Annotated in this window: 19 protein-coding genes; 13 read left to right on the forward strand and 6 right to left on the reverse strand. The window is 71.1% G+C overall.

The genetic code is table 11. The features are described from left to right. Positions 1-65 precede the first annotated feature (65 nt). Positions 66-1,280 carry an acyl-CoA dehydrogenase family protein gene (locus ACIO92_RS25230; protein ID WP_366442657.1) on the forward strand — a complete coding sequence of 405 codons (1,215 nt, stop codon included), beginning with the start codon at positions 66-68 and terminating at the stop codon, positions 1,278-1,280. Positions 1,281-1,404: 124 nt separating this feature from the next. Here the strand turns inward: ACIO92_RS25230 and ACIO92_RS25235 are convergent, their stop codons facing one another. Further along, on the reverse strand, positions 1,405-1,890 hold the full coding sequence (locus ACIO92_RS25235) for a VOC family protein (RefSeq protein WP_401238773.1): 486 nt from the start codon (positions 1,888-1,890) through the stop codon (positions 1,405-1,407). A gap of 142 nt (positions 1,891-2,032) precedes the next feature. Here ACIO92_RS25235 and ACIO92_RS25240 point away from each other — a divergent pair, with 142 nt between their 5' ends. Continuing rightward, on the forward strand, positions 2,033-3,406 hold the full coding sequence (locus ACIO92_RS25240; RefSeq protein ID WP_366442655.1) for a cytochrome P450: 1,374 nt from the start codon (positions 2,033-2,035) through the stop codon (positions 3,404-3,406). 46 nt (positions 3,407-3,452) lie between these two features. Here ACIO92_RS25240 and ACIO92_RS25245 read toward each other — a convergent pair whose 3' ends face one another. The 5 genes from ACIO92_RS25245 to ACIO92_RS25265 form a co-directional block, all read right to left on the reverse strand. Continuing rightward, the gene (locus tag ACIO92_RS25245) at positions 3,453-4,664 is read right to left on the reverse strand and encodes a helix-turn-helix domain-containing protein (RefSeq protein ID WP_366442654.1); all 1,212 of its coding nucleotides are present in this window, start codon (positions 4,662-4,664) and stop codon (positions 3,453-3,455) included. A 214-nt stretch (positions 4,665-4,878) separates the two neighbouring features. Then, the gene (locus ACIO92_RS25250; protein ID WP_366442653.1) at positions 4,879-5,823 is read right to left on the reverse strand and encodes a hypothetical protein; all 945 of its coding nucleotides are present in this window, start codon (positions 5,821-5,823) and stop codon (positions 4,879-4,881) included. A gap of 47 nt (positions 5,824-5,870) precedes the next feature. Continuing rightward, a complete protein-coding gene (locus tag ACIO92_RS25255; protein ID WP_402282958.1) occupies positions 5,871-7,499 on the reverse strand; it encodes a DUF6801 domain-containing protein in 1,629 nt (542 codons plus the stop codon). Positions 7,500-7,591: 92 nt separating this feature from the next. Then, complete coding sequence (locus ACIO92_RS25260; protein WP_402058891.1) at positions 7,592-8,221, reverse strand: hypothetical protein; 630 nt, start codon at positions 8,219-8,221, stop codon at positions 7,592-7,594. 101 nt (positions 8,222-8,322) lie between these two features. Continuing rightward, on the reverse strand, positions 8,323-8,952 hold the full coding sequence (locus ACIO92_RS25265) for a hypothetical protein (RefSeq protein ID WP_366442650.1): 630 nt from the start codon (positions 8,950-8,952) through the stop codon (positions 8,323-8,325). Positions 8,953-9,684: 732 nt separating this feature from the next. Here ACIO92_RS25265 and ACIO92_RS25270 point away from each other — a divergent pair. Genes ACIO92_RS25270 through ACIO92_RS25320 form a run of 11 tightly spaced genes read left to right on the forward strand, consistent with a single transcriptional unit; the run spans position 9,685 to position 20,419 of the window. Next, on the forward strand, positions 9,685-10,692 hold the full coding sequence (locus ACIO92_RS25270; protein WP_401238784.1) for an ABC transporter ATP-binding protein: 1,008 nt from the start codon (positions 9,685-9,687) through the stop codon (positions 10,690-10,692). Continuing rightward, on the forward strand, positions 10,689-11,453 hold the full coding sequence (locus tag ACIO92_RS25275; RefSeq protein WP_351783713.1) for an ABC transporter permease: 765 nt from the start codon (positions 10,689-10,691) through the stop codon (positions 11,451-11,453). The genes ACIO92_RS25270 and ACIO92_RS25275 overlap by 4 nt, the downstream gene beginning before the upstream one ends. A 5-nt stretch (positions 11,454-11,458) precedes the next feature. Continuing rightward, a complete protein-coding gene (locus tag ACIO92_RS25280; protein WP_351783715.1) occupies positions 11,459-12,265 on the forward strand; it encodes an ABC transporter permease in 807 nt (268 codons plus the stop codon). Between the two features lies 1 nt (position 12,266). Continuing rightward, positions 12,267-13,520 (forward strand): MCE family protein, encoded by a 1,254-nt coding sequence (locus ACIO92_RS25285; RefSeq protein ID WP_401238788.1) that lies wholly within the window; start codon positions 12,267-12,269, stop codon positions 13,518-13,520. Next, complete coding sequence (locus ACIO92_RS25290) at positions 13,517-14,572, forward strand: MlaD family protein (RefSeq protein WP_366442647.1); 1,056 nt, start codon at positions 13,517-13,519, stop codon at positions 14,570-14,572. The genes ACIO92_RS25285 and ACIO92_RS25290 overlap by 4 nt, the downstream gene beginning before the upstream one ends. Beyond that, positions 14,569-15,618, forward strand: coding sequence for an MCE family protein (locus tag ACIO92_RS25295; protein ID WP_366442646.1), 1,050 nt, complete (start codon positions 14,569-14,571; stop codon positions 15,616-15,618). The genes ACIO92_RS25290 and ACIO92_RS25295 overlap by 4 nt, the downstream gene beginning before the upstream one ends. After that, positions 15,615-16,640 (forward strand): MCE family protein, encoded by a 1,026-nt coding sequence (locus ACIO92_RS25300; protein WP_366442645.1) that lies wholly within the window; start codon positions 15,615-15,617, stop codon positions 16,638-16,640. The genes ACIO92_RS25295 and ACIO92_RS25300 overlap by 4 nt, the downstream gene beginning before the upstream one ends. Then, on the forward strand, positions 16,637-17,887 hold the full coding sequence (locus ACIO92_RS25305) for an MCE family protein (protein ID WP_366442644.1): 1,251 nt from the start codon (positions 16,637-16,639) through the stop codon (positions 17,885-17,887). Before ACIO92_RS25300 ends, ACIO92_RS25305 begins: the two co-directional genes overlap by 4 nt. Then, a complete protein-coding gene (locus tag ACIO92_RS25310) occupies positions 17,884-19,161 on the forward strand; it encodes an MlaD family protein (protein ID WP_366442643.1) in 1,278 nt (425 codons plus the stop codon). The genes ACIO92_RS25305 and ACIO92_RS25310 overlap by 4 nt, the downstream gene beginning before the upstream one ends. Beyond that, complete coding sequence (locus tag ACIO92_RS25315) at positions 19,158-19,673, forward strand: hypothetical protein (RefSeq protein ID WP_366442642.1); 516 nt, start codon at positions 19,158-19,160, stop codon at positions 19,671-19,673. Before ACIO92_RS25310 ends, ACIO92_RS25315 begins: the two co-directional genes overlap by 4 nt. Further along, on the forward strand, positions 19,670-20,419 hold the full coding sequence (locus ACIO92_RS25320) for a hypothetical protein (protein WP_402282952.1): 750 nt from the start codon (positions 19,670-19,672) through the stop codon (positions 20,417-20,419). Before ACIO92_RS25315 ends, ACIO92_RS25320 begins: the two co-directional genes overlap by 4 nt. Position 20,420: the final 1 nt, after the last annotated feature.

Consider the following 20,420-nt stretch of genomic DNA (forward strand, 5'->3'; position numbering starts at 1 on the left):
GACAGCGCTTACCCACCGGTAACAGACTGCTGTTACCGGAAGTAACGTACTCCTTGGAGGGACGTATGGGCGACTTCACGCTCGAACTCAACGAGGACCAGAGGCAGGTCCGCGACTGGCTGCACGGCTTCGCCGCCGATGTCATACGGCCGGCCGCCGCCGAATGGGACGAGCGCGAGGAGACTCCCTGGCCGATCATCCAGGAAGCGGCCAAGATCGGCATCTACTCCCTCGACTTCTACGCCCAGCAGTTCTTCGACCCGACCGGCCTCGGCATCCCCGTGGCGATGGAGGAGCTGTTCTGGGGCGACGCGGGCATCGCCCTCTCCATCGTCGGCACCGGACTCGCCGCCGTCGGCGTCCTCGCCAACGGCACCGAGGAGCAGATCGGCACCTGGATCCCGCAGATGTACGGCGACGCCTCCGACGTCAAGGTCGCCGCCTTCTGCTCCTCCGAGCCCGACGCCGGGTCCGACGTCGCCGCCATGCGCACCCGCGCCGTGTACGACGAGGCCACGGACACCTGGGTGCTCAACGGCACCAAGACCTGGGCGACCAACGGCGGCATCGCCAACGTCCATGTCGTCGTCGCCGTCGTCGACCCCGCACTCGGCTCCAAGGGGCACGCCTCCTTCATCGTCCCGCCGGACACCCCCGGTCTCTCCCAGGGCCAGAAGTTCCAGAAGCACGGCATCCGCGCCTCCCACACCGCAGAGGTCGTCCTGGAGGACGTCCGCGTCCCGGGCGGCTGCCTCCTCGGCGGCAAGGAGAAGCTCGACGAGCGCCTCGCCCGCGCCCGCGAGAAGGCGAAGACGGGCGGGGAGCGCGTCAAGAACGCCGCCATGGCCACCTTCGAGGCCTCCCGCCCGGCGGTCGGCGCGATGGCCGTCGGCACCGCCCGCGCCGCCTACGAGGTGGCCCTCGACTACGCGAGGACCCGCGTCCAGTTCGGCCGCCCCATCATCGAGAACCAGGGCGTCGCCTTCCAGCTCGCCGACATGGCCACCCAGATCGACGCCGCCCGCCTCCTCGTCTGGCGCGCCTCCTGGATGGCGACGGCGGGCAAGCCCTTCACCCACGCCGAGGGCTCGATGTCCAAGCTGTACGCCAGCGAGGTCGCCAAGACGGTCACCGCCCAGGCCATCCAGATCCTCGGCGGCAACGGCTACACCCGTGAGTACCCGGTGGAGCGGATGCACCGCGACGCGGCCATCTACACCATCTTCGAGGGCACCAGCGAGATCCAGCGCATGGTGATCAGCCGCGCCCTCGCCAAGTAGACCGCTCGGCCCCCGGCGGCTCGCGCCCCGCGCGCGGCCCGCCGGGCCGTCCGGTCGCCGGGCCGTCCGGCAGCCCCCCGGGGCGGACGGCCGCGCGGGCCGCCGCCGTCCGGCTCCCGGCCGGTCACACCAGGCAGAACTCGTTGCCCTCCGGGTCCTGGAGGACCACCGCGTAGTAGTCCATCCCGTTCGGCTCGTCCATCGCGTACAGCACCCGGGCGCCGAGGGCCGTCAGCCGGGCCGCCTCGCCGTCCACCCGCTCCCGGCGCAGCGCCAGCGGTACCTCCCGGCCACCGCCGACCTTGAGGTCCAGATGGACCCGGTTCTTCACGGTCTTCGGCTCCGGGACCGCCTGGAACCAGACGCGCGGACCCACGCCCTTCGGGTCCACGAGGGACTCCGGCAGTTCGCCCGAGCCCTCCGGAAGCTCCTCCGCCGGGACGCCGATCGCCTCCCAGTACGCCCGCCAGGTCCCGTGCCCGGCGGGCGGCGGCTCCGGCACGTACCGCAGGGCCTCCAGCCAGAAGGGCACGAGGCGTTGGGGGTCGACACAGTCGATCGTGAGCTGAAGGGTCATCTCTGGCCGCTCGGGCGGCACGGGTCGCTCCATGACACGAGCCTCCCAGACGCCACTGACAACCACTGCTCCCCGGCAACCGGCCGGAACCGGACCGGCGTTCGGACGACTCTCCCCACGAGCAGCTCCCTGAGGGACAATCGCTGCGCACATCGACGATCGAGGGGAAACCTCCATGGCCGTCACCACCGGCACCGAAGCACCCGAAGTCGCGGGACATCCGCTGCTCGGCTCCCTGTCCGACCTCAAGAGCGACTCGCTCGGCACCTTCCTGCGCGCCCGGCGCGAGTACGGCGACGTCGTACGGATCACCGCCGGGCCGCCCGGCATCCGTTCCACCGTCTACGGGGTCTTCTCCGCCGAAGGCGCCCAGCAGGTCCTGGCCGGTGAATCGGCCAACTTCCGCAAGGACAACAACTTCTACCAGGAGATCCGCGAGTCCTTCGGCAACGGTCTGCTCACCAGCCAGGACGAGCACTACCTGCGGCAGCGGCGGCTCGTCCAGCCCCTCTTCACCCGCCGCCGGGTCGACGGCTACGCCTCGGCCGTCGCCACCGAGGTCACCACCCTCGTCGGGGAATGGCGGGACAGCGGCGCCGAATCCGTCGACGTCCTCCAGGAGATGACCCGTCTCGCGCTGCGCTCCGTCGCCCGCATCCTCTTCGGCACGGACGTCGACGAGGCCGTCGAGATCGTCGAGAGCAGCTTCCCCGAACTGGGCGCCTATGTGCTCCGCCGGGGCTACTCCCCGCTCAACGTCCCCCGGAGCTGGCCCACTCCGGCCAACCGTCGTGCGGCCACCGTCCACCGGGCGCTGTACGAGGTGTGCGACCGGATCATCGCCGGGCGCCGCGACTCCGGGCGGAACCCCGCCGAGGGCGACGACCTCCTCACGCTCCTCGTCGCGACGGAGAGCGCCGAGGACGGCAGCTTCGACGCGGACGAACTGCGCGAGCAGGTCCTCGTCTTCCTCCTCGCGGGCCATGAGACCACCGCGACCTCGCTCGGCTTCGCCCTGCACCTGCTCGCCCTCCACCCGGAGGCGCGGAAACGGGCCCACGAGGAGGTCGACCGGGTGCTCGGCGGCCGGGAGCCCGGCGCCGCCGACCTCGATGCCCTGCCCTATGTCACCCGTGTCCTCAAGGAGGCGATGCGGCTCTTCCCGGCGGCCCCGGTCATCGGGCGCCGCGCCGTCGCCGAGACCCGGGTCGACGGCGTCACCATCCCGGCCGGCGCGGACGTCATCGTGGCCCCGTGGGTGACCCACCGGCACCCGGACTACTGGGAGGACCCGGAGCGCTTCGACCCGGACCGCTTCCTGCCCGAGGCGGAGGCGGCCCGCCCCCGGTACGCGTGGTTCCCCTTCGGCGGCGGTCCGCGCGCCTGCATCGGGCAGCACTTCTCGATGCTGGAGTCCGGGGTGGCGCTGGCGATGATCCTCCAGCGGTACGACTTCGAGGCCATCGACACCGAGGTGCCGGTCGGCTCCGCGATCACCCTCCAGGTGGAGGGCCCGGCCCGCTGCGTGCTGCGGGCGCGGACGGTCTGACGGCGGAGGCGGGACCCGGCTCCGGCCGGGCCCGCCGCCGCACGGTTCAGTCGGTGTGCTTCCCCGCCTGGAGGTGGAGCGAGCGCAGGGCCGCCTCCAGGGCGAACCGGTGGTCGGGGTCGACGAGCCGGTCGCCGAAGTGGCCGTCCAGGTTCCGCAGCCGGTAGCGGACGGTCTGGGCGTGTACGCCGAGCATCTCGCCGACCTGTTCGGCGGGGGCCCGGGTGGAGATGTGGACCCGCAGGGTCTCGATCAGCCGGTCGCGCCGGGAGCCCGACAGGCCGTCGAGCGGCGCCAGTTCGCGCCGGGTGAGATGCGCCACCAGTGCCGGGTCCGACAGGAGCCACAACGTTGTCAGGTGGTCCTCGCAGTGCACGAGGGGGGCGTCCGGCACGATGCCGTCGTCGACGAGCTGGAGGACCCGCCGGGCCCAGCGGATGGAGTGGGCGGCCTGCGCGGGAGGGACGGTCGGACCGATGCAGGCCGGGGTTCCGGCCAGTGCGGTGTCGAGCATCTCCAGGCGTTCGGGGGTGAGCGGACCGGGGATCAGCAGGTGCGGCTGCGGGAGGGTGAGGTCGGCGAGGACGTCCCGGTCGAGCCCTGCCTGCACGAGTTCGGCGACCGGGGGCCGCAGGGCGACCATGGTGCATTCCTCGGGCAGTTGCCAGGAGGCCTCCCGGCACAGTTCGGCGATGGTGGCCCGGGGCAGCGGCGGCCCCGCGACGACCAGGTAGAGCAGTTGTCTTCGCAGCGCGGCCACGTCGGACACCGCCCGCGCCTGGACCATCACGTACCCCTCGCGGGAGAGGGACTCCAGCTCGTCGACGTACGCGAAGAGGGCGTCCGCGAAGGCGAGGATCAGGGTGGGGGAGAGGTTGTACGTGCGTCCGATGCTCTTCGCCCGGCGCAGTGCGATCCGGGCGCCGAGCCGGTAGGCCCCCTGGAGGGTCTCCAGGTCACGGCCCTCGTACGCCTCGACCCGGCCGAACTTGCGGAGCAGTTCGTCCCGGAGGGCCGAGTTGGCGCCGGGGTCGGCGACCCGTTCCACGAAGGCCGCCAGGGCCTGCTCCACGCCCTGCCGGATGGCGTCCGAGTGGGGCCCGTTGAAGAGGTGGGCGTACACGGGGTAGGTCCGCTGGACCTCCACGCCGATCTCCTTGATGAGTCCCGGGATCTCCGGCCTCATCAGGTTGGCGAACTCCCGGGGGAGCGGATCGAGCGGTTCACCGATGTGCGGTGGCGGTGCGGTGGCGGGCATGACCGATCCCTTGCTTCCTGCGTGACCGGTGGGGGATGGACAGCGGCGCCCGCCCCGGTGGGGGACGGGCGCCGCGGTGCACGGTCAGGTGCGTACCGACGGGGACTGCTGAAGCTAGGACAACTGCTGTGTGCTGTACACAACTTGCGCAAGAGTTGACGTTGCCTAGACCTTCGTGGCGCTGAGTAGGCCGGTTATCGACCCTCAGTGGCCGTTACTTGACGGCGGAGTGCCAGTTCTGGGACATCACCTTGCCGGCGTCGGGGGCGGAGACACCGGGGGCGAAGAGGCCGCCGAGGTAGGTCTGGGTGTTGTTGAGCACGAGCTTGTTCTTGCCGGAGGCGGAGGGCAGACCGGTCTTGAGGTTGACCGCCGCGTCGATGATGCCGAACCATCCGAGGCCGCAACCGCTGGCGCCGGGGACGGCGAAGGTGCTGTCGTACTGGGTGGCGCCGAGCAGGTTCAGACGGCTCATGTCACCCTCCTCGTTGGCGGAGCCGTCGCCGTTGAAGCGCTCCACGCCGAAGTCCGGCGAGGTGAGGTTCCGCGGACGCAGCAGGATCGGGTTGGCCTTGGTCCCGATGTAGCAGTTGTCGCCGAGGAACGGGTTCTGCAGGCGGATGCGGACCGGGATGGTCACGATCGGCTGGTCGGTGAGGACGCCCGCGATCTGGTCGAAGTTCGAGGGCGAGCCGACCGACTCCATGGTGGCGGTGATCTTGTTGAGCTTGGCGTCCGACAGCTGCCGGCAGATGTCGGTGATGAACGGGATGTCGCTCGGACACATCAGGCCGAGGAGTCCGCCGGGGACGGTGGCGGGGTCGGTGATGAGCGCGCCGGAGGCGGGCGCGGAGACCGAGCTGGTGCCGTCGGCGTTCTGGACGACGCCGATCTGGAGGTTGGTCTTCCCGGTGGCCACCGTCGTGTTGCCCATCTTGATGGACCCGCTGAGGGAGTACGAGACGACGCACTGCGGCGAGGTGTCGAGACCGTCGGAGGCGAGCATCGCCGGGGCGTCGACCGGGCAGCGGTCGAAGGGCGCCCAGCTGCCGTTCAGCTGCGGGTTGGCCGCCGTCGCCGTGCCGATGGAGGCGAAGGCGCCCAGGGCGGTCAGCGCGGAGACGGTGGCCAGCTTCGTGCGGGTGGAGACGAAGGGCATGGCGAAGCCTTCCTGTGGAGAGGGGGAGAGGGGCTGAGCGGGACGGATCAGCGTTCGGGCCTGGGCACGATGCGGGGCTGGAGGTCGTCGGTGCAGTACTCCATGGTGGGTTCCTCCAGACCGACGTTGCAGGTCTGCCCCTGTATCTGCTTGATGTAGTTGCCGGGGCCCGAGATGGAGGCGGTGAGGAGCCGGTCGAGGTTCTCGCCGTCGGCGCCGCAGTCCTTGAAGGCGGGAATGCTCACCTCGCCGACGAGGGGGCCGCCGCTGGTGAGGACGTAGCCCACGGCCGGTTCGCCCAGGGGGATCTTTCCCCTGCCCTCCAGCACCAGGTGGTCGCCGGGGTACTTGTCGGGCTTGGGGTCGACCGAGGCGAGGGACTTCTCCGTGCGGCAGGAGGGGCCGACGTCCAGCTTGACGCCGTTGACCTTGACGTCGAGGACGCGCAGGACCAGGGGGAGCCGGACGGTGGTCTCCTGGTAGTTGTCCCCGGTCATGAAGGCGCGGACCAGGGTGTAGATCGAGACGGGCCCCGTCTGCTCCAGGGTCATGGTCGCCGTGACCGGCTGGAAGCCGAAGGCCAGAAGGGTGGAGGTGAAGGGCGGGGTCTGCTTGCGCCCCTGGTAGGAGAGGTCGCCGGTGGACCGGGTGATGAACCGGAACTCGTCCGGCGGGCCCGGCTCCTCGGGGAACTCCGGGGTGCCCTGGACGACCATCATGCAGGTCAGGGGGAGGAGCGAGGCGCCCTTCAGCTTCCGTACGTTCGAGTAGCCGGTGACGTACGCCGACAGGGCCATCGGGTCCGGGTCCTTGGTGAGACAGGGCGGCGCGGCCGGGCGGGGCGCCGGAGTGCCGGGGGCGTCCTCGTCCGCCGTCGTCAGGCCCTCGGCCGTCTGCTTCCCGGTCCCCGGTTCCTTCGACGCCTCGCCCTTCCGGTCCGGGACTCCCGCCGGGCCGTCCGGGCGCGACGGGAGGGGAAGGCCGGAGGCGGAAGCGGACGGCGAGGGGACGCCCGGCGAGGTGGGAGGGGTGCTCGGTTCGACCGGGGCGACGGAGCCCACCGGGACCGTGGCCAGTGTCGTACGGCCCTGCGCGTCCGGGTCGGGAACGCAGCTGACGGAGAGGGAGGCGGGCGTGGTGGCGGAGGCGTCGGCCGTGCCCGGGGCGAGGTCGACCGCGAACCCCCCGGCGGTGAGCCTCAGATCACCGGTCTCGCTCGTCGTCAGGGACGGCACGTCGCCGGTGGTGGTGAGGACCAGGGGCCCTTCCGCGGGGACGGCGACGGGCTCGGCCGTACCGCTCCAGGTGGCTTCCGCCCGCTGGTCGTTCTGGGTCACGCCGACCATGAGCCGGGTCTCCGCCCGTACGGTGGCGGCCTTGAGCGCGGTCAGGTCGGCCACGGCCTCCGGGGGGAGCTCCACCGTCGTGGTGACGTCGGTGGGCCGGATCTCCTCGCCGACGACCGCCCGTTCGGGGAAGGCCGCCGTGATCCGCACCGCCGCGGTCCGCGCGCCGGAGGGCAGGGCGCAGACGTAGGGCAGCGCGGTGTCGACCTTCAGCGTCCCGACGGCGACGGCCGCCGCCGGAAGCAGCGGGGCGAGCGCCACGAAGGCGGCGATCGTCGCGCCGCGCGCGCGGACCCGGGAGGGTCGAGGGGTGGGCCGTGGGCCTTTCATCCGGTGCTCCGCTCGGGTGGTTCGTGCGCCGGCGGGGGAGAAGTGGGGCCGGCGGGGGTGCGGACAGCCCGCGAACGCGGGTGGTGATGCCTCTACGGGTTGGTGCCGACGATCTTCGGCAGAAGGCTGCTGCCGGACACCCTGGTCTGGTAGGTGGCCTTGAGGAACAGACTGCTGCCGACCGGTACGGCACCGGCGTCGTTGGTCTGGGTGACGGGGAGTTCGCCGGTGACGCTGCTGAGGGTCAGCCTGCCCGTCGCGTTGGAGAAGGTGGCGGACGACCTGCCCCGGACGCGCAGGACGAGGTAGGCGACGTTCAGCCCGATGTCGATGTCGTCGACGTACCCGCTGGTGACGCCGGTCGTGGCGTCGTGGTCCCGGGCCACGAACTTCCAGGGCCCGGTCGGTGTCACGACGAGGGGTACCTGGCTGCTGCACGGCGCCCCGGGAGCGCCGAAGGTGAGGGCGCTGACGTTGCCGAGGACCGCCGGGTTGCCCGTGGTGCTCGCCAGGAGCATCGAGGCGGTGGACTTCGGGCAGTTCATGGGGAGCCCGTTGAGGTTCATGCCGACGTTGCCGACGTTCGTCGCCGAGACGGCGACCGGCGAGGGGGTGACCGTCCAGACCGTCGAGGGCGCCGCCGAGGCCGGGGCCGCCGTGAGGAGCAGTGCGGCCGTGGCCGCCCAGGCGGAGAGGGCGAGTGGTGCGACCGGCTTCTTCATGACGCGGGAGCCTCCTCGGGGCGGGCGGGTGGTCGGCTGCGCGAACGGCCCGCGTCCGCCCGGCCGGTGGCTCCGGCCGGGCGGACGCGGGTGCTGGTTCCTTACGGGTTGGAGCCGACGATCGTCGGGATGGAGCTGCCCGACTTGAAGAGGTACGTGCCCTTGAAGGTCGGCTTGGCGCCGACCGGGACGGCCACGCCGCAGCCGGCCGAGGAGACGACGGTCAGCTCGCCCGCGGTGCTGTTCACGGCGAGCGCGCCGGTCGAGTTGGTGTACGTGGTGGAGGCCTTGCCCGTGACGCGGAAGACACAGGCGCCGACGGTCACCGTGGCGTCCACGTTGCCGATGTAGCCCTTGGTCACGCCGGTCGCGGCGGTGTAGTCCTGCGCCACGATCGACCAGGGGGTGACCGGGACGGTCGTCACGTTGCCCAGCACGCTGGTGCAGGGAGCACCGGTGGCACCGAAGGCGATGGCGCTGATGCTGCCGATCGTCGCGGGGTTGCCGGTGGCGCTGGCCCCCGTGCCCGAACCGTTCGACTTCGTACACGTCATGGCCACGCCGTTGACGCTGAGCACGATGTTCCCGCTGTTGACCGCGGTGATGCTGGCCGGGGACGGGCTGACGGTCCAGACCGTCGAGGGCACGGCCGAGGCGGGCGAGATCGCGAGGGCGAAGGCGGCGGAGGCGCCACCGGCGACGACGGCGAGGTTTCTGATGGGCTTCTTCATGGCTCTGGGACTCTCCTTGGGGATTGACCGGCAGAGGGTGGCCGCGATGGCGGACGAGCGGCCGGGACGGCTCGATTTCGTCGGCCGCGAAACCAGACGTTACTTGCGGGAAACTTAGCTGAACAATGCTGTGGTCCATGATTCTTTGAAGACGCGGCTTTGCCTGTCAAGTGGGTGAGCGGTGACGGGAATGCTCTTGGTTCCCCGGTGCGCAATGTCGACAATTATGATCGATCATGCAAGGTTCGAGAGGTGAGTCGCCGCCCCTTGCCCATGGAGTCGCGCATTCCGGGCAGAAACCGCTCTCTCCGGTGACAAGGAGCGGCCGGAAATTGTCCTCCGGCTGATAAACGACCCGCCCTGAGGCCCTGTTTCGCTAAAACTCGGAATCCGGTATTGCCGGAAGAGGTTACCGGGTCGTAGCGTTCGCGTTGCCGACGCCCCGTCGCAGGTCGGCGCGGATCCGCGGACCGCTCCTGCGGCGGACCGCACCCGGCACCGGCCCCCCCTCGCGGGGGCGGGTCACCGCAGGCGGGGACCGTCCACCCGGCCTTCCGGGCGACGAACACCGCCCTGTCTCCCCGGAGACAAAAGTCGCTCCCGACCTTGTCTCCCCGGTGACAAAAACGGAAGCGGATCAAGGTTTCTGCGCCAGCCCTATTGTCCGGGTGATCCGCTCCGACTTACCGTGCGCCCGCGGCGCACGCACCACGCACGCTTGCTGGAGGTGGGATGGGAATCGAAGTAGTCGTTGAGGGTCTGACCATGTCCTTTGGCAAGCAGAACATCTGGCAGGACGTGACGCTGACATTGCCGGCCGGAGAGGTGAGCGTCATGCTCGGCCCTTCCGGAACGGGCAAGACCGTCTTCCTGAAATCGCTCATCGGACTGCTGAAACCCCAACAGGGCCGTGTCCTCATCAATGGGGTCGACATGGTCAGCAGCCCAGAACGGGACATATACGAGACCCGCAAGCTCTTCGGGCTCATGTTCCAGGACGGAGCCCTCTTCGGCTCCATGACCCTCTTCGACAACATCGCCTTCCCGCTGCGCGAGCACACCCGCAAGCGGGAGTCCGAGATCCGGCGCATCGTCATGGAGCGGATCGACCTCGTCGGACTGCTCGGCGCGGAGGGCAAACTGCCGGGCGAGATCAGCGGCGGTATGCGCAAGCGCGCCGGACTGGCCCGCGCGCTCGTGCTCGACCCGCAGATCGTGCTGTGCGACGAACCGGACTCCGGTCTCGACCCCGTCCGCACCGCCTATCTGTCCCAGCTCCTGATCGACCTCAACGCGCGCATCGACGCGACGATGCTGATCGTGACCCACAACCTCGACATCGCCGCCACCGTCCCCGACAACATGGGGATGTTCTTCCGGCGCAACCTGGTCACCTTCGGCCCCCGCGAGGTCCTCCTCACCAGCGACGAGCCGGTCGTCACCCAGTTCCTCGCCGGCCGCCGCGAAGGTCCCATCGGCATGTCCGAGGAGAAGGACGCCGCCCTGCTCGCCGCCGAGGCGGTCAATCCCGTCGGCCCGAGCGCCCCTCCCGGCATCGTCCCGCAGCTGGAGCCGTCCCCCGGACTGCCCCCGCGCGCGGCCGTCGCCCGCCGCAGGGAACGCGTCCTCGGGATGCTCGACCGGCTGCCGCCCGCCGCCCAGGCCGCCATCCGCGACACCTACGCCCAGGCCGACAGGGCCCCCACGCTCACGCTCCCGGCCCAGGGGAGCGGCTCGTGATCACCGGTGCGCTGCGGCAGACCGGCCGTCTCTTCGCCCTCGCCCTGGAAGTGAGCCGGGCCGTCTTCCGGCGCCCCTTCCAGTTCCGCGAGTTCATCGAGCAGTTCTGGTTCGTCGCCAGCGTCACCATCCTGCCGGCCGCCCTCGTCTCCATCCCGTTCGGCGCGGTGATCGCCCTTCAGGTCGGCTCGCTCACCCAGCAGCTGGGTGCCCAGTCGTTCACCGGCGGCGCCAGCGTCCTCGCCGTCATCCAGCAGGCCAGCCCCCTCATCGTGGCCCTCCTCATCGCCGGTGCGGGCGGCTCCGCCATCTGCGCCGACCTCGGCTCCCGCAAGATCCGCGAAGAGCTGGACGCGATGGAGGTCATGGGCGTCTCGCCGGTCCAGCGACTGGTCGTGCCCCGGGTCCTGGCCACCATGGCGGTGGCCGTCCTCCTCAACGGCATGGTCTCCGTCGTCGGCACCCTCGGCGGCTACTTCTTCAACATCATCCTCCAGGGCGGCACCCCCGGCGCGTACCTCTCCAGCTTCTCCGCCCTCGCCCAGCTCCCCGACCTCTACATCAGCGAACTGAAGGCCCTCATCTTCGGGTTCATCGCCGGGATCGTCGCCGCCTACCGGGGCCTCAACCCCCGGGGCGGCCCCAAGGGCGTCGGCGACGCCGTCAACCAGTCCGTCGTCATCACCTTCATGCTGCTGTTCTTCGTGAACATGGTGCTGACGGGCATCTACCTGCAGATCGTCCCGCCGAAGGGAGGCTGAGCGCGATGGCCTCCCCCTTCGTCTGGCTCGACCGCTCCGGAGACCAGCTCCTCTTCTACGTCCGGGCCCTGCTCTGGATACCCAGGACCCTGCGCCGGTACCTCAAGGAGGTGCAACGGCTGCTCGCCGAGGTGGCGTTCGGCTCCGGCGGCCTCGGCGTCATCGGCGGCACCATCGGCGTCATGATCGCGATGACGCTCTTCACCGGAACCGTCGTCGGGCTCCAGGGCTACGCGGCCCTGGAACAGATCGGCACCGCCGCCTTCACCGGCTTCGTCTCCGCCTACTTCAACACCCGTGAGATCGCCCCCCTCGTCGCCGGACTCGCCCTGTCCGCGACGGTCGGCGCCGGATTCACCGCCCAGCTCGGCGCCATGCGCATCAACGAGGAGGTCGACGCCCTGGAGGGCATGGGCATCCGCTCCATGCCGTACCTGGTCACCACCCGCATCATCGCGGGCGTCGTCGCCATCGTCCCCCTCTACGCGATCGGGCTGCTCTCCTCCTACCTGGCCTCCCGCTACATCACCGTCCTCTTCAACGGCCAGTCCCAGGGCACGTACGACCACTACTTCAACCTCTTCCTGTCACCGACGGACGTCCTGCTCTCGGTGCTCAAAGTGCTGATCTTCAGCGTGATGGTGATCATCGCCCACTGCTACTACGGCTTCCGCGCCTCCGGCGGGCCCGCCGGAGTCGGCATCGCCGTCGGCCGCTCCGTGCGCAACGCCATCGTGCTGATCAGCGTCACCGACTTCTTCCTTTCGCTGGCCCTCTGGGGCGCGACCACGACCGTGAAGGTGGCGGGGTGACATGAGCGACTCACGTACCGAGACCCTGCGCCGCCGCTCCGCGGGCATCGTCTTCCTCCTGGTGCCCGCCCTCCTCGCCTGGCTCGCGGTCGCCGTCTACGACAAGAAGTTCACCGACTCCGACCCGATCACCGTCGAGACCGGCAGCATCGGCAACGAGATGCACCTCGGCGCCGAGGTGAAGCTCAGAGGCGTCGTCATCGGCGAGGTCCGCGCCATCGACGCCATCGACGGCGGAGCCCGGCTCACCCTCGCCATGAAGCCCGGGACCCTGCGCCACGTCCCCTCCGACGTCCGCGCCCAGATGCTCCCCACCACCCTCTTCGGCGAACGCTTCGTCGCCCTCGTCCCGCCCGGCGCCGCCTCGGCGGGGACCCTGGGCCCCGGAGCCGTCATCCCCGAGGACCGCTCCAGCAACGCCGTCGAACTCCAGCAGGTCCTCGACAACGTCCTGCCCCTGCTGACCGCCGTCCAGCCGCAGAAGCTCTCCGCGACCCTGTCGGCCGTCTCCCAGGCCCTCGAAGGACGCGGCGACGAGCTGGGCGAGACCCTCGACCGGCTCGACGCCCACCTGACCCGCTTCAACCCCCATCTGCCCGCCCTCACCCGCGACCTGAAAGAACTCGTGAAGGTCAGCCACATCTACGCGGACGCCGCCCCCGACATCGTCACGGCGCTCACCGACTTCACCACCACCAGCGGCACCCTCGCCGAACAGGAGGCCGCCCTCGGCGCCACCCTCGGCGCCACCACCCGGACCTCCGAGGACCTGACGGCCTTCCTCCGGCAGAACAAGAACAACATCATCCGGCTCAGCGCCACCAGCAGGCCCACCCTGGAGCTGCTCGCCGAGTACTCCCCGGCGTTCCCCTGCACCCTGCGCACCCTGGCCCAGTTCGTCCCCGCCATGGACAAGGCGCTCGGCAAGGGCACCGACCGGCCCGGACTGCACGTCGAGGTCACCACCGTGCCCTCGCGCGGCGCGTACGTCCCCGGCCGCGACAAGCCGTCCTACACCTCCGGCGGCGGCCCCGACTGCTACCCCGTGCCCTACCTCGGAGTCCCCGCCGCCCCCGCCGCACGGGCCTCCGCCGCGGCCGACCAGAACCTGGGACCCGCCAACTCCGCGCAGGAGAACGACCTCGTCAACGAACTCCTCGCGCCCGCCGCGAAGAAGCAGCCCCGCGAACTGCCGGACTGGAGCAGCCTGCTGGCCGGACCCGCGTTCCGCGGTGCGGAGGTGACCCTGCGATGACGACCCCGCCCTCCCACACCCGGCGGCGCGGCCTCACCGGGACCGTCCTCAAGTCCCTCGCGTTCGTCCTGGTCACCGCCCTGGCCACCACCGTCCTCGGCTTCAGCATCGCCAACACCGGGGTCGGCTCCGCCACCCGCTCGTACAAGGCGCTGTTCACCGACGTCACCGGGCTCGTCAAGGGCGACTCCGTGCGCATCGCCGGGGTCAAGGTCGGCGAGGTCAGCGACGTCCGCGTCGTCGAACGCCGCACCGCCCAGGTCACCTTCACGGTCCGCGAGGACCGCACCCTGCCCCGCTCGGCCACCGCCGCCGTCAAGTACCTCAACATGGTCGGCCAGCGGTACGTGTCCCTCGGCCAGGGCAGCGGCGACCTCGGCGGCACCCTCGCCGCCGGGGAGACCATCCCGCTCGACCGCACCACCCCCGCCCTCGACCTGACCCTGCTGTTCAACGGTTTCAAGCCACTGTTCGAAGGGCTCTCGCCCGCCGACGTCAACGACCTCGCCGGCTCCCTCGTCCAGGTCCTCCAGGGCGAGAGCGGCACCGTCGACAGCCTCCTCAAGCACATCGGCTCCCTCTCCAAGACCGTCGCCGCCAAGGACAAGGTCATCGGAGAGGTCGTCACCCACCTCAACACCGTCCTCACCACCTTCAACAGCCGCGAGGACGCCTTCGGGGACCTCGTCGTCACCCTCCAGAAACTCGTCACCGGCTTCAACACCGACCGCAAGCCCCTCGGCCAGGCGGTGCAGGCCATCGGCGACCTCACCACCACGACCGCCGGACTCTTCCAGGAGAGCCGCGCCCCCCTGAAGAAGGACATCCGCGAACTGGGCCGCCTCTCCGGCACCCTCGGCGACCACTCGGCCCGGCTGGAGGCGTTCCTCGCCAACACCCCCGCCAAGATGACGGCCCTCGCCCGCCTGTCCTCGTACGGATCGTGGTTCAACCTCTACCTCTGCGAGGCACGCGTGAGCGGCGTGGGAACCTCCGACGGCTCCAAGCCGCCGACCGGCATCACCGTCACCGAGGCGAGGTGCGGCCGATGAGTCCCGTCCCCCGGTTCAAGCCGGCCAAGGAACGCAGCCCCGTCGCCGTCGCCGTCGTCGGGCTCGTCCTCCTCGCGCTCCTCGCCGCCCTCGCGTACAACGTCGGGAAACTGCCCCTCGTAGGCGGTGACACCGCCTACAGCGCCGACTTCACCGAAGCCGCCGGACTCGACACCGGCGACGAGGTCCGCATCGCCGGGGTCAAGGTCGGCAAGATCACCGGGATCGCCCTCGACGGCGCCAAGGTCAAGGTGACCTTCGAGGTCGGCGACGCCTGGATCGGCGACAAGTCGACCGCCGCCATCGCCATCAAGACCCTCCTCGGCGAGAAGTACCTGGCCGTGGACCCGCTGGGCTCCGCCAGGCAGGACCCCGGCACCCGCATCCCGCAGTCCCGCACCACCTCCCCGTACGACGTGACACAGGCGTTCCAGGACCTCAGCGGCACCGTCGACGCCATCGACACCAAGAAGCTCGCCGAGAGCTTCGAGACCATCTCCGACACCTTCAAGAACTCCCCGCCGCACGTCCGCAACGCCGCCACCGGCCTCTCCGAACTGTCGAGGTCCGTCTCCAAGCGCGACACCGAACTCGCCCGGCTCCTGGAGAACAGCAAGCGGTTCACCAAGACCCTCCAGGACAAGAAGTCCAGCTTCGAGACGCTCATCGAGGACGGCGGCTCGCTCCTCGGCGAACTCCAGAAGCGCCGGGACGCCATCCGCGCCCTCCTCAAGGGCAGCAGGGCGCTGGGCACCGAACTCGGCGGACTCGTCAGCGACAACGACCGGCAGCTCGGCCCCACCCTGAAGGCCCTCAGCCGCGTCACCGGCGTCCTGGAGAAGAACAGCGGCCAGCTCGACAAGACGCTCGCCCTCATCGGCCCCTACTACCGGCTCGTCGGCAACACCCTCGGCAACGGACGCTGGTTCGACAGCTACCTGTGCGGTGTGGTGCCCCGCAACTACCTGCCCGAGACCTCGCAGCCCGCGACCGGATGCCTGCCGCCGAAACCGAAGACGACGGCCCAGGGGAGTGCCGCACGATGACCACAGCCAGAAAACCCCTCGTCGCCGGTCTCGCCCTCGCCGTCCTCGCCGCCTGCGGCCTCGTCGCCGTCCGCGTCCTGGAGTCCGACGGCACCCGCGTCACCGCCTGGTTCGACCGCGCCGTCGGCATCTACGCCGGATCGGACCTCCGGGTCCTCGGCGTACGGGTCGGCGAGGTCGAGTCCGTCGAACCGCGGGGCACCCGCGTCCGCGTCGAACTCCGCCTCGACGAGGGCATCCGCGTCGCCGCGGACGCCCGCGCCCTCGTCGTCGCCCCCAGCATCGTCGCCGACCGCTACGTCCAGCTCACCCCCGCCTGGAGCAGCGGCCCCGCCCTCGCCGACGGCGCCGAACTGCCCGCCTCCCGCAACCGCACCCCCGTCGAGATCGACCAGCTGTACGCCTCCATCACCGAACTCGGCAAGGCCCTCGGCCCCGACGGCGCCAACTCCACCGGCGCCCTCTCCGGACTCCTCGACACCGGCGCCCGCAACCTCAAGGGCAACGGCGCCGCCATCGGCACCTCCATCGAGGAGTTCGGCAAGGCGGCCAAGACCCTCGACGGCAGCAGCGAGCAGCTGTTCACCACCCTCGGCCAGCTCCAGACCTTCACCACCATGCTCAAGGAGAAGGACGGCGACGTCCGCACCGCACAGGAACGCCTGGACGAGGTCGTCGGCTACTTCGCCGAGAACAAGGACGACCTCGCCGCCGCCCTCAAGGAACTCGGCAAGGCCCTCGCCCAGGTCAAACAGTTCATCAAGGACAACCGGGGCGAACTCAAGAAGAACGTCGACCGGCTCGTGCCCCTCACCCAGACCCTCGTCGACCAGCGCGCCTCCCTCGCCGAGGCCCTCGACGTCGCCCCCCTCGCGGCGGGCAACCTCATCAACGCCTACGACAAGGACACCCGCACCCTGGACGGCCGCGCCAACCTCAACGAGATCAGCTCGGGCGGCCCGCTCCTCCCGCTGCCGGTCTCCGGAGCCTCCTCCGACAGCAGCGGAAGGGTGGACCGGTGAAAGGCCCCAGCACACCCTCGGGGAAGGCCCTCGGCGCGGGCGCCGTCGCCGTCGTCGCCCTCGGCCTCGGCCTCGCCGTCCTCGTCGGAGCGGTCCCCGCGAACCCCGTCCGCTTCGACGGCATCGAGGACCTCCCGCTGCCCGGCGGCGCCGACCTCGGCCCCCACCCGTACACCGTCACCGCCGAACTCGACGACGTCCTCAGCCTCGTCCCGCAGTCCGCGGTCAAGGTCAACGACGTCGCCGTCGGACGCGTCACCGCCATCGAACTCGGCAACGGCTCCGCCTCCGGCACCTGGACCGCCCGCGTCACCCTGAAGATCAACGGTGACGTCCGGCTGCCCGCGGGCGCGGGCGTCCGCCTGGAGCAGTCCAGCCTCCTCGGCGAGAAGTACGTCCAGCTCGTCGCCCCGCCGAAGGACGACGGCACCCGCCTCACCGACGGCAGCGTCATCCCCCTCGCCCGCACCAGCCGCAACACGGAGGTCGAAGAGGTCTTCGGCGCGCTGTCCCTGCTCCTCAACGGCGGCGGCGTCAACCAGCTCAAGACCATCACCCGCGAACTCAACGCGGCGCTCGGCGGACGCGAACCCGAGATGCGCTCCCTGCTCGGCCGGGTGAACACGCTCGTCACCACCCTGGACGCCAACCGGGGCGACATCACCCGCGCCCTCGACGGCCTCAACCGGCTCTCCGCCACCCTCGCCGGACGCAAGAAGGACGTCGACACCGTCCTCACCGGCCTCTCGCCCGGTCTGAAGACCCTGGAGAACCAGCGGGGTTCCCTGCTGACCATGCTGCGCGCCCTCGACACCCTGTCCGGGGTCGCCGTCAGCACCATCGACGCGAGCAAGAAGGACATGGTCGCCGACCTCAAGGCCCTCGCGCCCACCCTGAAGGCCCTCGCGGACGCCGGTGCCGACCTGCCCGAATCACTCCAGGCACTCCTCACCTACCCCTTCACCGACGAGGTGCTGAAGGGCGTCAAGGGCGACTACCTCAACACCTATCTGCACCTTGCCGCCACCCCCGGCACCGAGATCATCCCCCCGCTGATCCCCCGGGACGACGCCCCGAAGCCCCCGACACCGGCCCCGACGGAACCGGAACCGGAGCCCGAACCGGAGCCCGATCCGGGCGCGGAGGGCGCGGCCCGTCACCGCGACCCGGACCTGCCGCTGCCGCCGGTGACGACGGCCCCGTCCGGCCGGACCAGCGCACCCAAGGACGGAGGAGACCGCCGGTGATCACCCGCACCGTACGCCTGAAGAACCTCGCCTTCCTGGTCATCGCCGTCCTCGTGCTCGGCTTCGTCGGCGTCCGCTACGCCGACCTCGGCCGGTACGCGGGCGTCGCCGACCACTACACCGTCCGTGTCCACCTCGCCCGCACCGGCGGCCTGTTCACCCACTCCGACGTCACCTACCGGGGCGTCTCCGTGGGCCGTGTCGGCGCCATCGACCTCACCGCCGACGGTGTCGTGGCCGAACTGCGCATCAAGAAGTCCGCCCCCCGCATCCCCTCCGACGCGCGGGCCGTGGTCGCCGGACTCTCCGCCGTCGGCGAGCAGTACATCGACCTGCGGCCCGAGAGCGACGGCGCCCCCTACCTCGCCGACGGCGCCCGCATCGAACAGACCGACACCCAGGTACCGGCCCCCGTCACCGACGTCCTCGCCAGCATGAACGACCTCGCGGGCTCCGTCCCGCTGGACTCCCTGCGCACGGTCGTCGACGAGTTCGGCAAGGCCTTCGAGGGCCACGGCGACGACCTCCAGGTCCTCCTGGACAACGGCAGCGGCTTCGTCGAGGCCGCCGACAAGTCCCTGCCGTCCAGCATCCGGCTCATCAACGACGGCGAGGTCGTCCTGCGCACCCAGGCGGAGGAGAGCCGCGCCATCCGCGACTTCGCCACCGGCGCCCGCGACCTCGCCGTCACCCTCAAGGGCTCCGACGCCGACCTGCGCCGCCTCCTCGCCGTCGCCCCCGACGCCACGGGCCAGGTCAGCGGACTCCTGCGCGACCTCGACCCCAGCCTGAGCGTCGTCCTCGCCAACCTCCTCACCACCTCGGAGCTGACCGTCACCCGGCAGCGAGGCATGGAGGAACTGCTCGTGAAGTTCCCCGCCGCCGTCTCGGCCGGAGCCACCGCCGTCGACAACGGACGCCTCCACGTCGGCATGGCCGTCACCTTCTTCAAGCCGCTGCCCTGCACCTCGGGATACGGCGGTACGCGCTACCGCAACGGACTCGACCTCGGCACCGCGCCCGCCCTCAACACCCGCGCCTCCTGCACGGGCCGGGCGGCGTCCGGCGTCAACGTACGGGGCTCGGGCCAGGCGCCCGAGGGCGGCCCCGTGCCCACCCCGGCCAAGCCCGGCTCGCTGCCCTCGGGCACCGCGCGCGGCGGCACGGCGGGCCGGGGCGCGGCGCTCCCCGGCGCGCTCGCACTGCCCGGCCAGTCCTCCGCCCCCACCGGCATGGCCGGTCTCCTCGGCCTGGACACCGGGAGCACCCGATGAGGCGGGCACGCGTCCTCGGCACCTGCGCCCTCGTCGTCGCCCTGGGCTTCTGCGGAACCGGAGCCTGGACCTACGCCCAGGCCCGGAGCGACGAGGAACTCGCCTTCGGCCGCGAACGGGACACCGCACTCGCCGAGGGCCGCGACCGACTCACCGTCCTGAACACCCTGGACGCCTCGACCCGCGAGCACGCGGCGGCCGGCATCCGCGCCTGGCGCGAGGCGTCCACCGGGCCGCTCCGCACCGAACTGGGCGCCACGCGACCGGCGGTGGGCGCCTCGGCGCGCGCCACGGTGACCGAGGCGGCACTCACCGCGCTCGACACCAGGGCCGGTACGGCGAAGCTCATCGCGACCGTACAGGTGGAGGTCACACCTCGCGGGACCAGCAAGCCGACCAGCGACCGCAAGCGGCTTGAGGCCGTCCTGACCCGGACGGGCGAGAACACCTGGAAGGTCGCGGCACTGAGCGCGGTACCGGTCGCCGGGGCCGAGGAGGGCGGGGAGCGGTGACACGACTGCTGAAGGACACGAAGACCGGGACCACCACGACCGGAACGGAACCCACGGACGAGCCCGCGCCCGGAGCAGCACCGGAGACCACGGCCGAGACCACCGCCGAGGCGACGACCGGGGCCGTACGGAAGAACACGGACGAAGCCGCGCCCGGCACCACCGCCGAGGCCGCGCCGGAGAGCACCGACGAGAGCGCGTCCGACGACACGGACGAAGAGCGCCCCGGCCGCGAAGGCTCCCGCCGCGTCGGCCGGTCCGGCGCCCTCGTCGCCGTCGCCGTCACCGCCCTGCTCCTCGGCGGCGGCTGGTTCTTCCACGCCGCCGACCAGCTCCGGTCCACCCCGTCCGCGCGGAACCTCGCGCTCACCGACGCCGGGGCCACCGCCCGGGTCGGCGGCGACGTCGGCGAGGGCCTCGCCCGGGTCTTCTCGTACACCCCCGACCGCACCGACGCCGCCGAACGCTCCGCCGACCACCTGCTGGCCGGGCGCGCGGCCCGTCAGTACGACGAGCTGTTCGCCCAGGTCAGGGCCAGCCTGGTGGAGCAGCGCATCACCCTCAGCACCCAGACCGTCCGCACCGGAGTGATCGAACTCGACGGGGACAGCGCGCGTCTCCTCGTGTTCCTCGACCAGACCTCGCGGCGGGACAAGGGCGCGGCCACCTCCGCCGCGGCCCAGCTCACCGTCACCGCCAGGTTCGGGGGAGACCGGTGGCAGATCGTCGACATCAAGACCCGCTGAC

This window comes from Streptomyces sp. NPDC087215 (genome assembly GCF_044744885.1).
Lineage (GTDB): Bacteria > Actinomycetota > Actinomycetes > Streptomycetales > Streptomycetaceae > Streptomyces.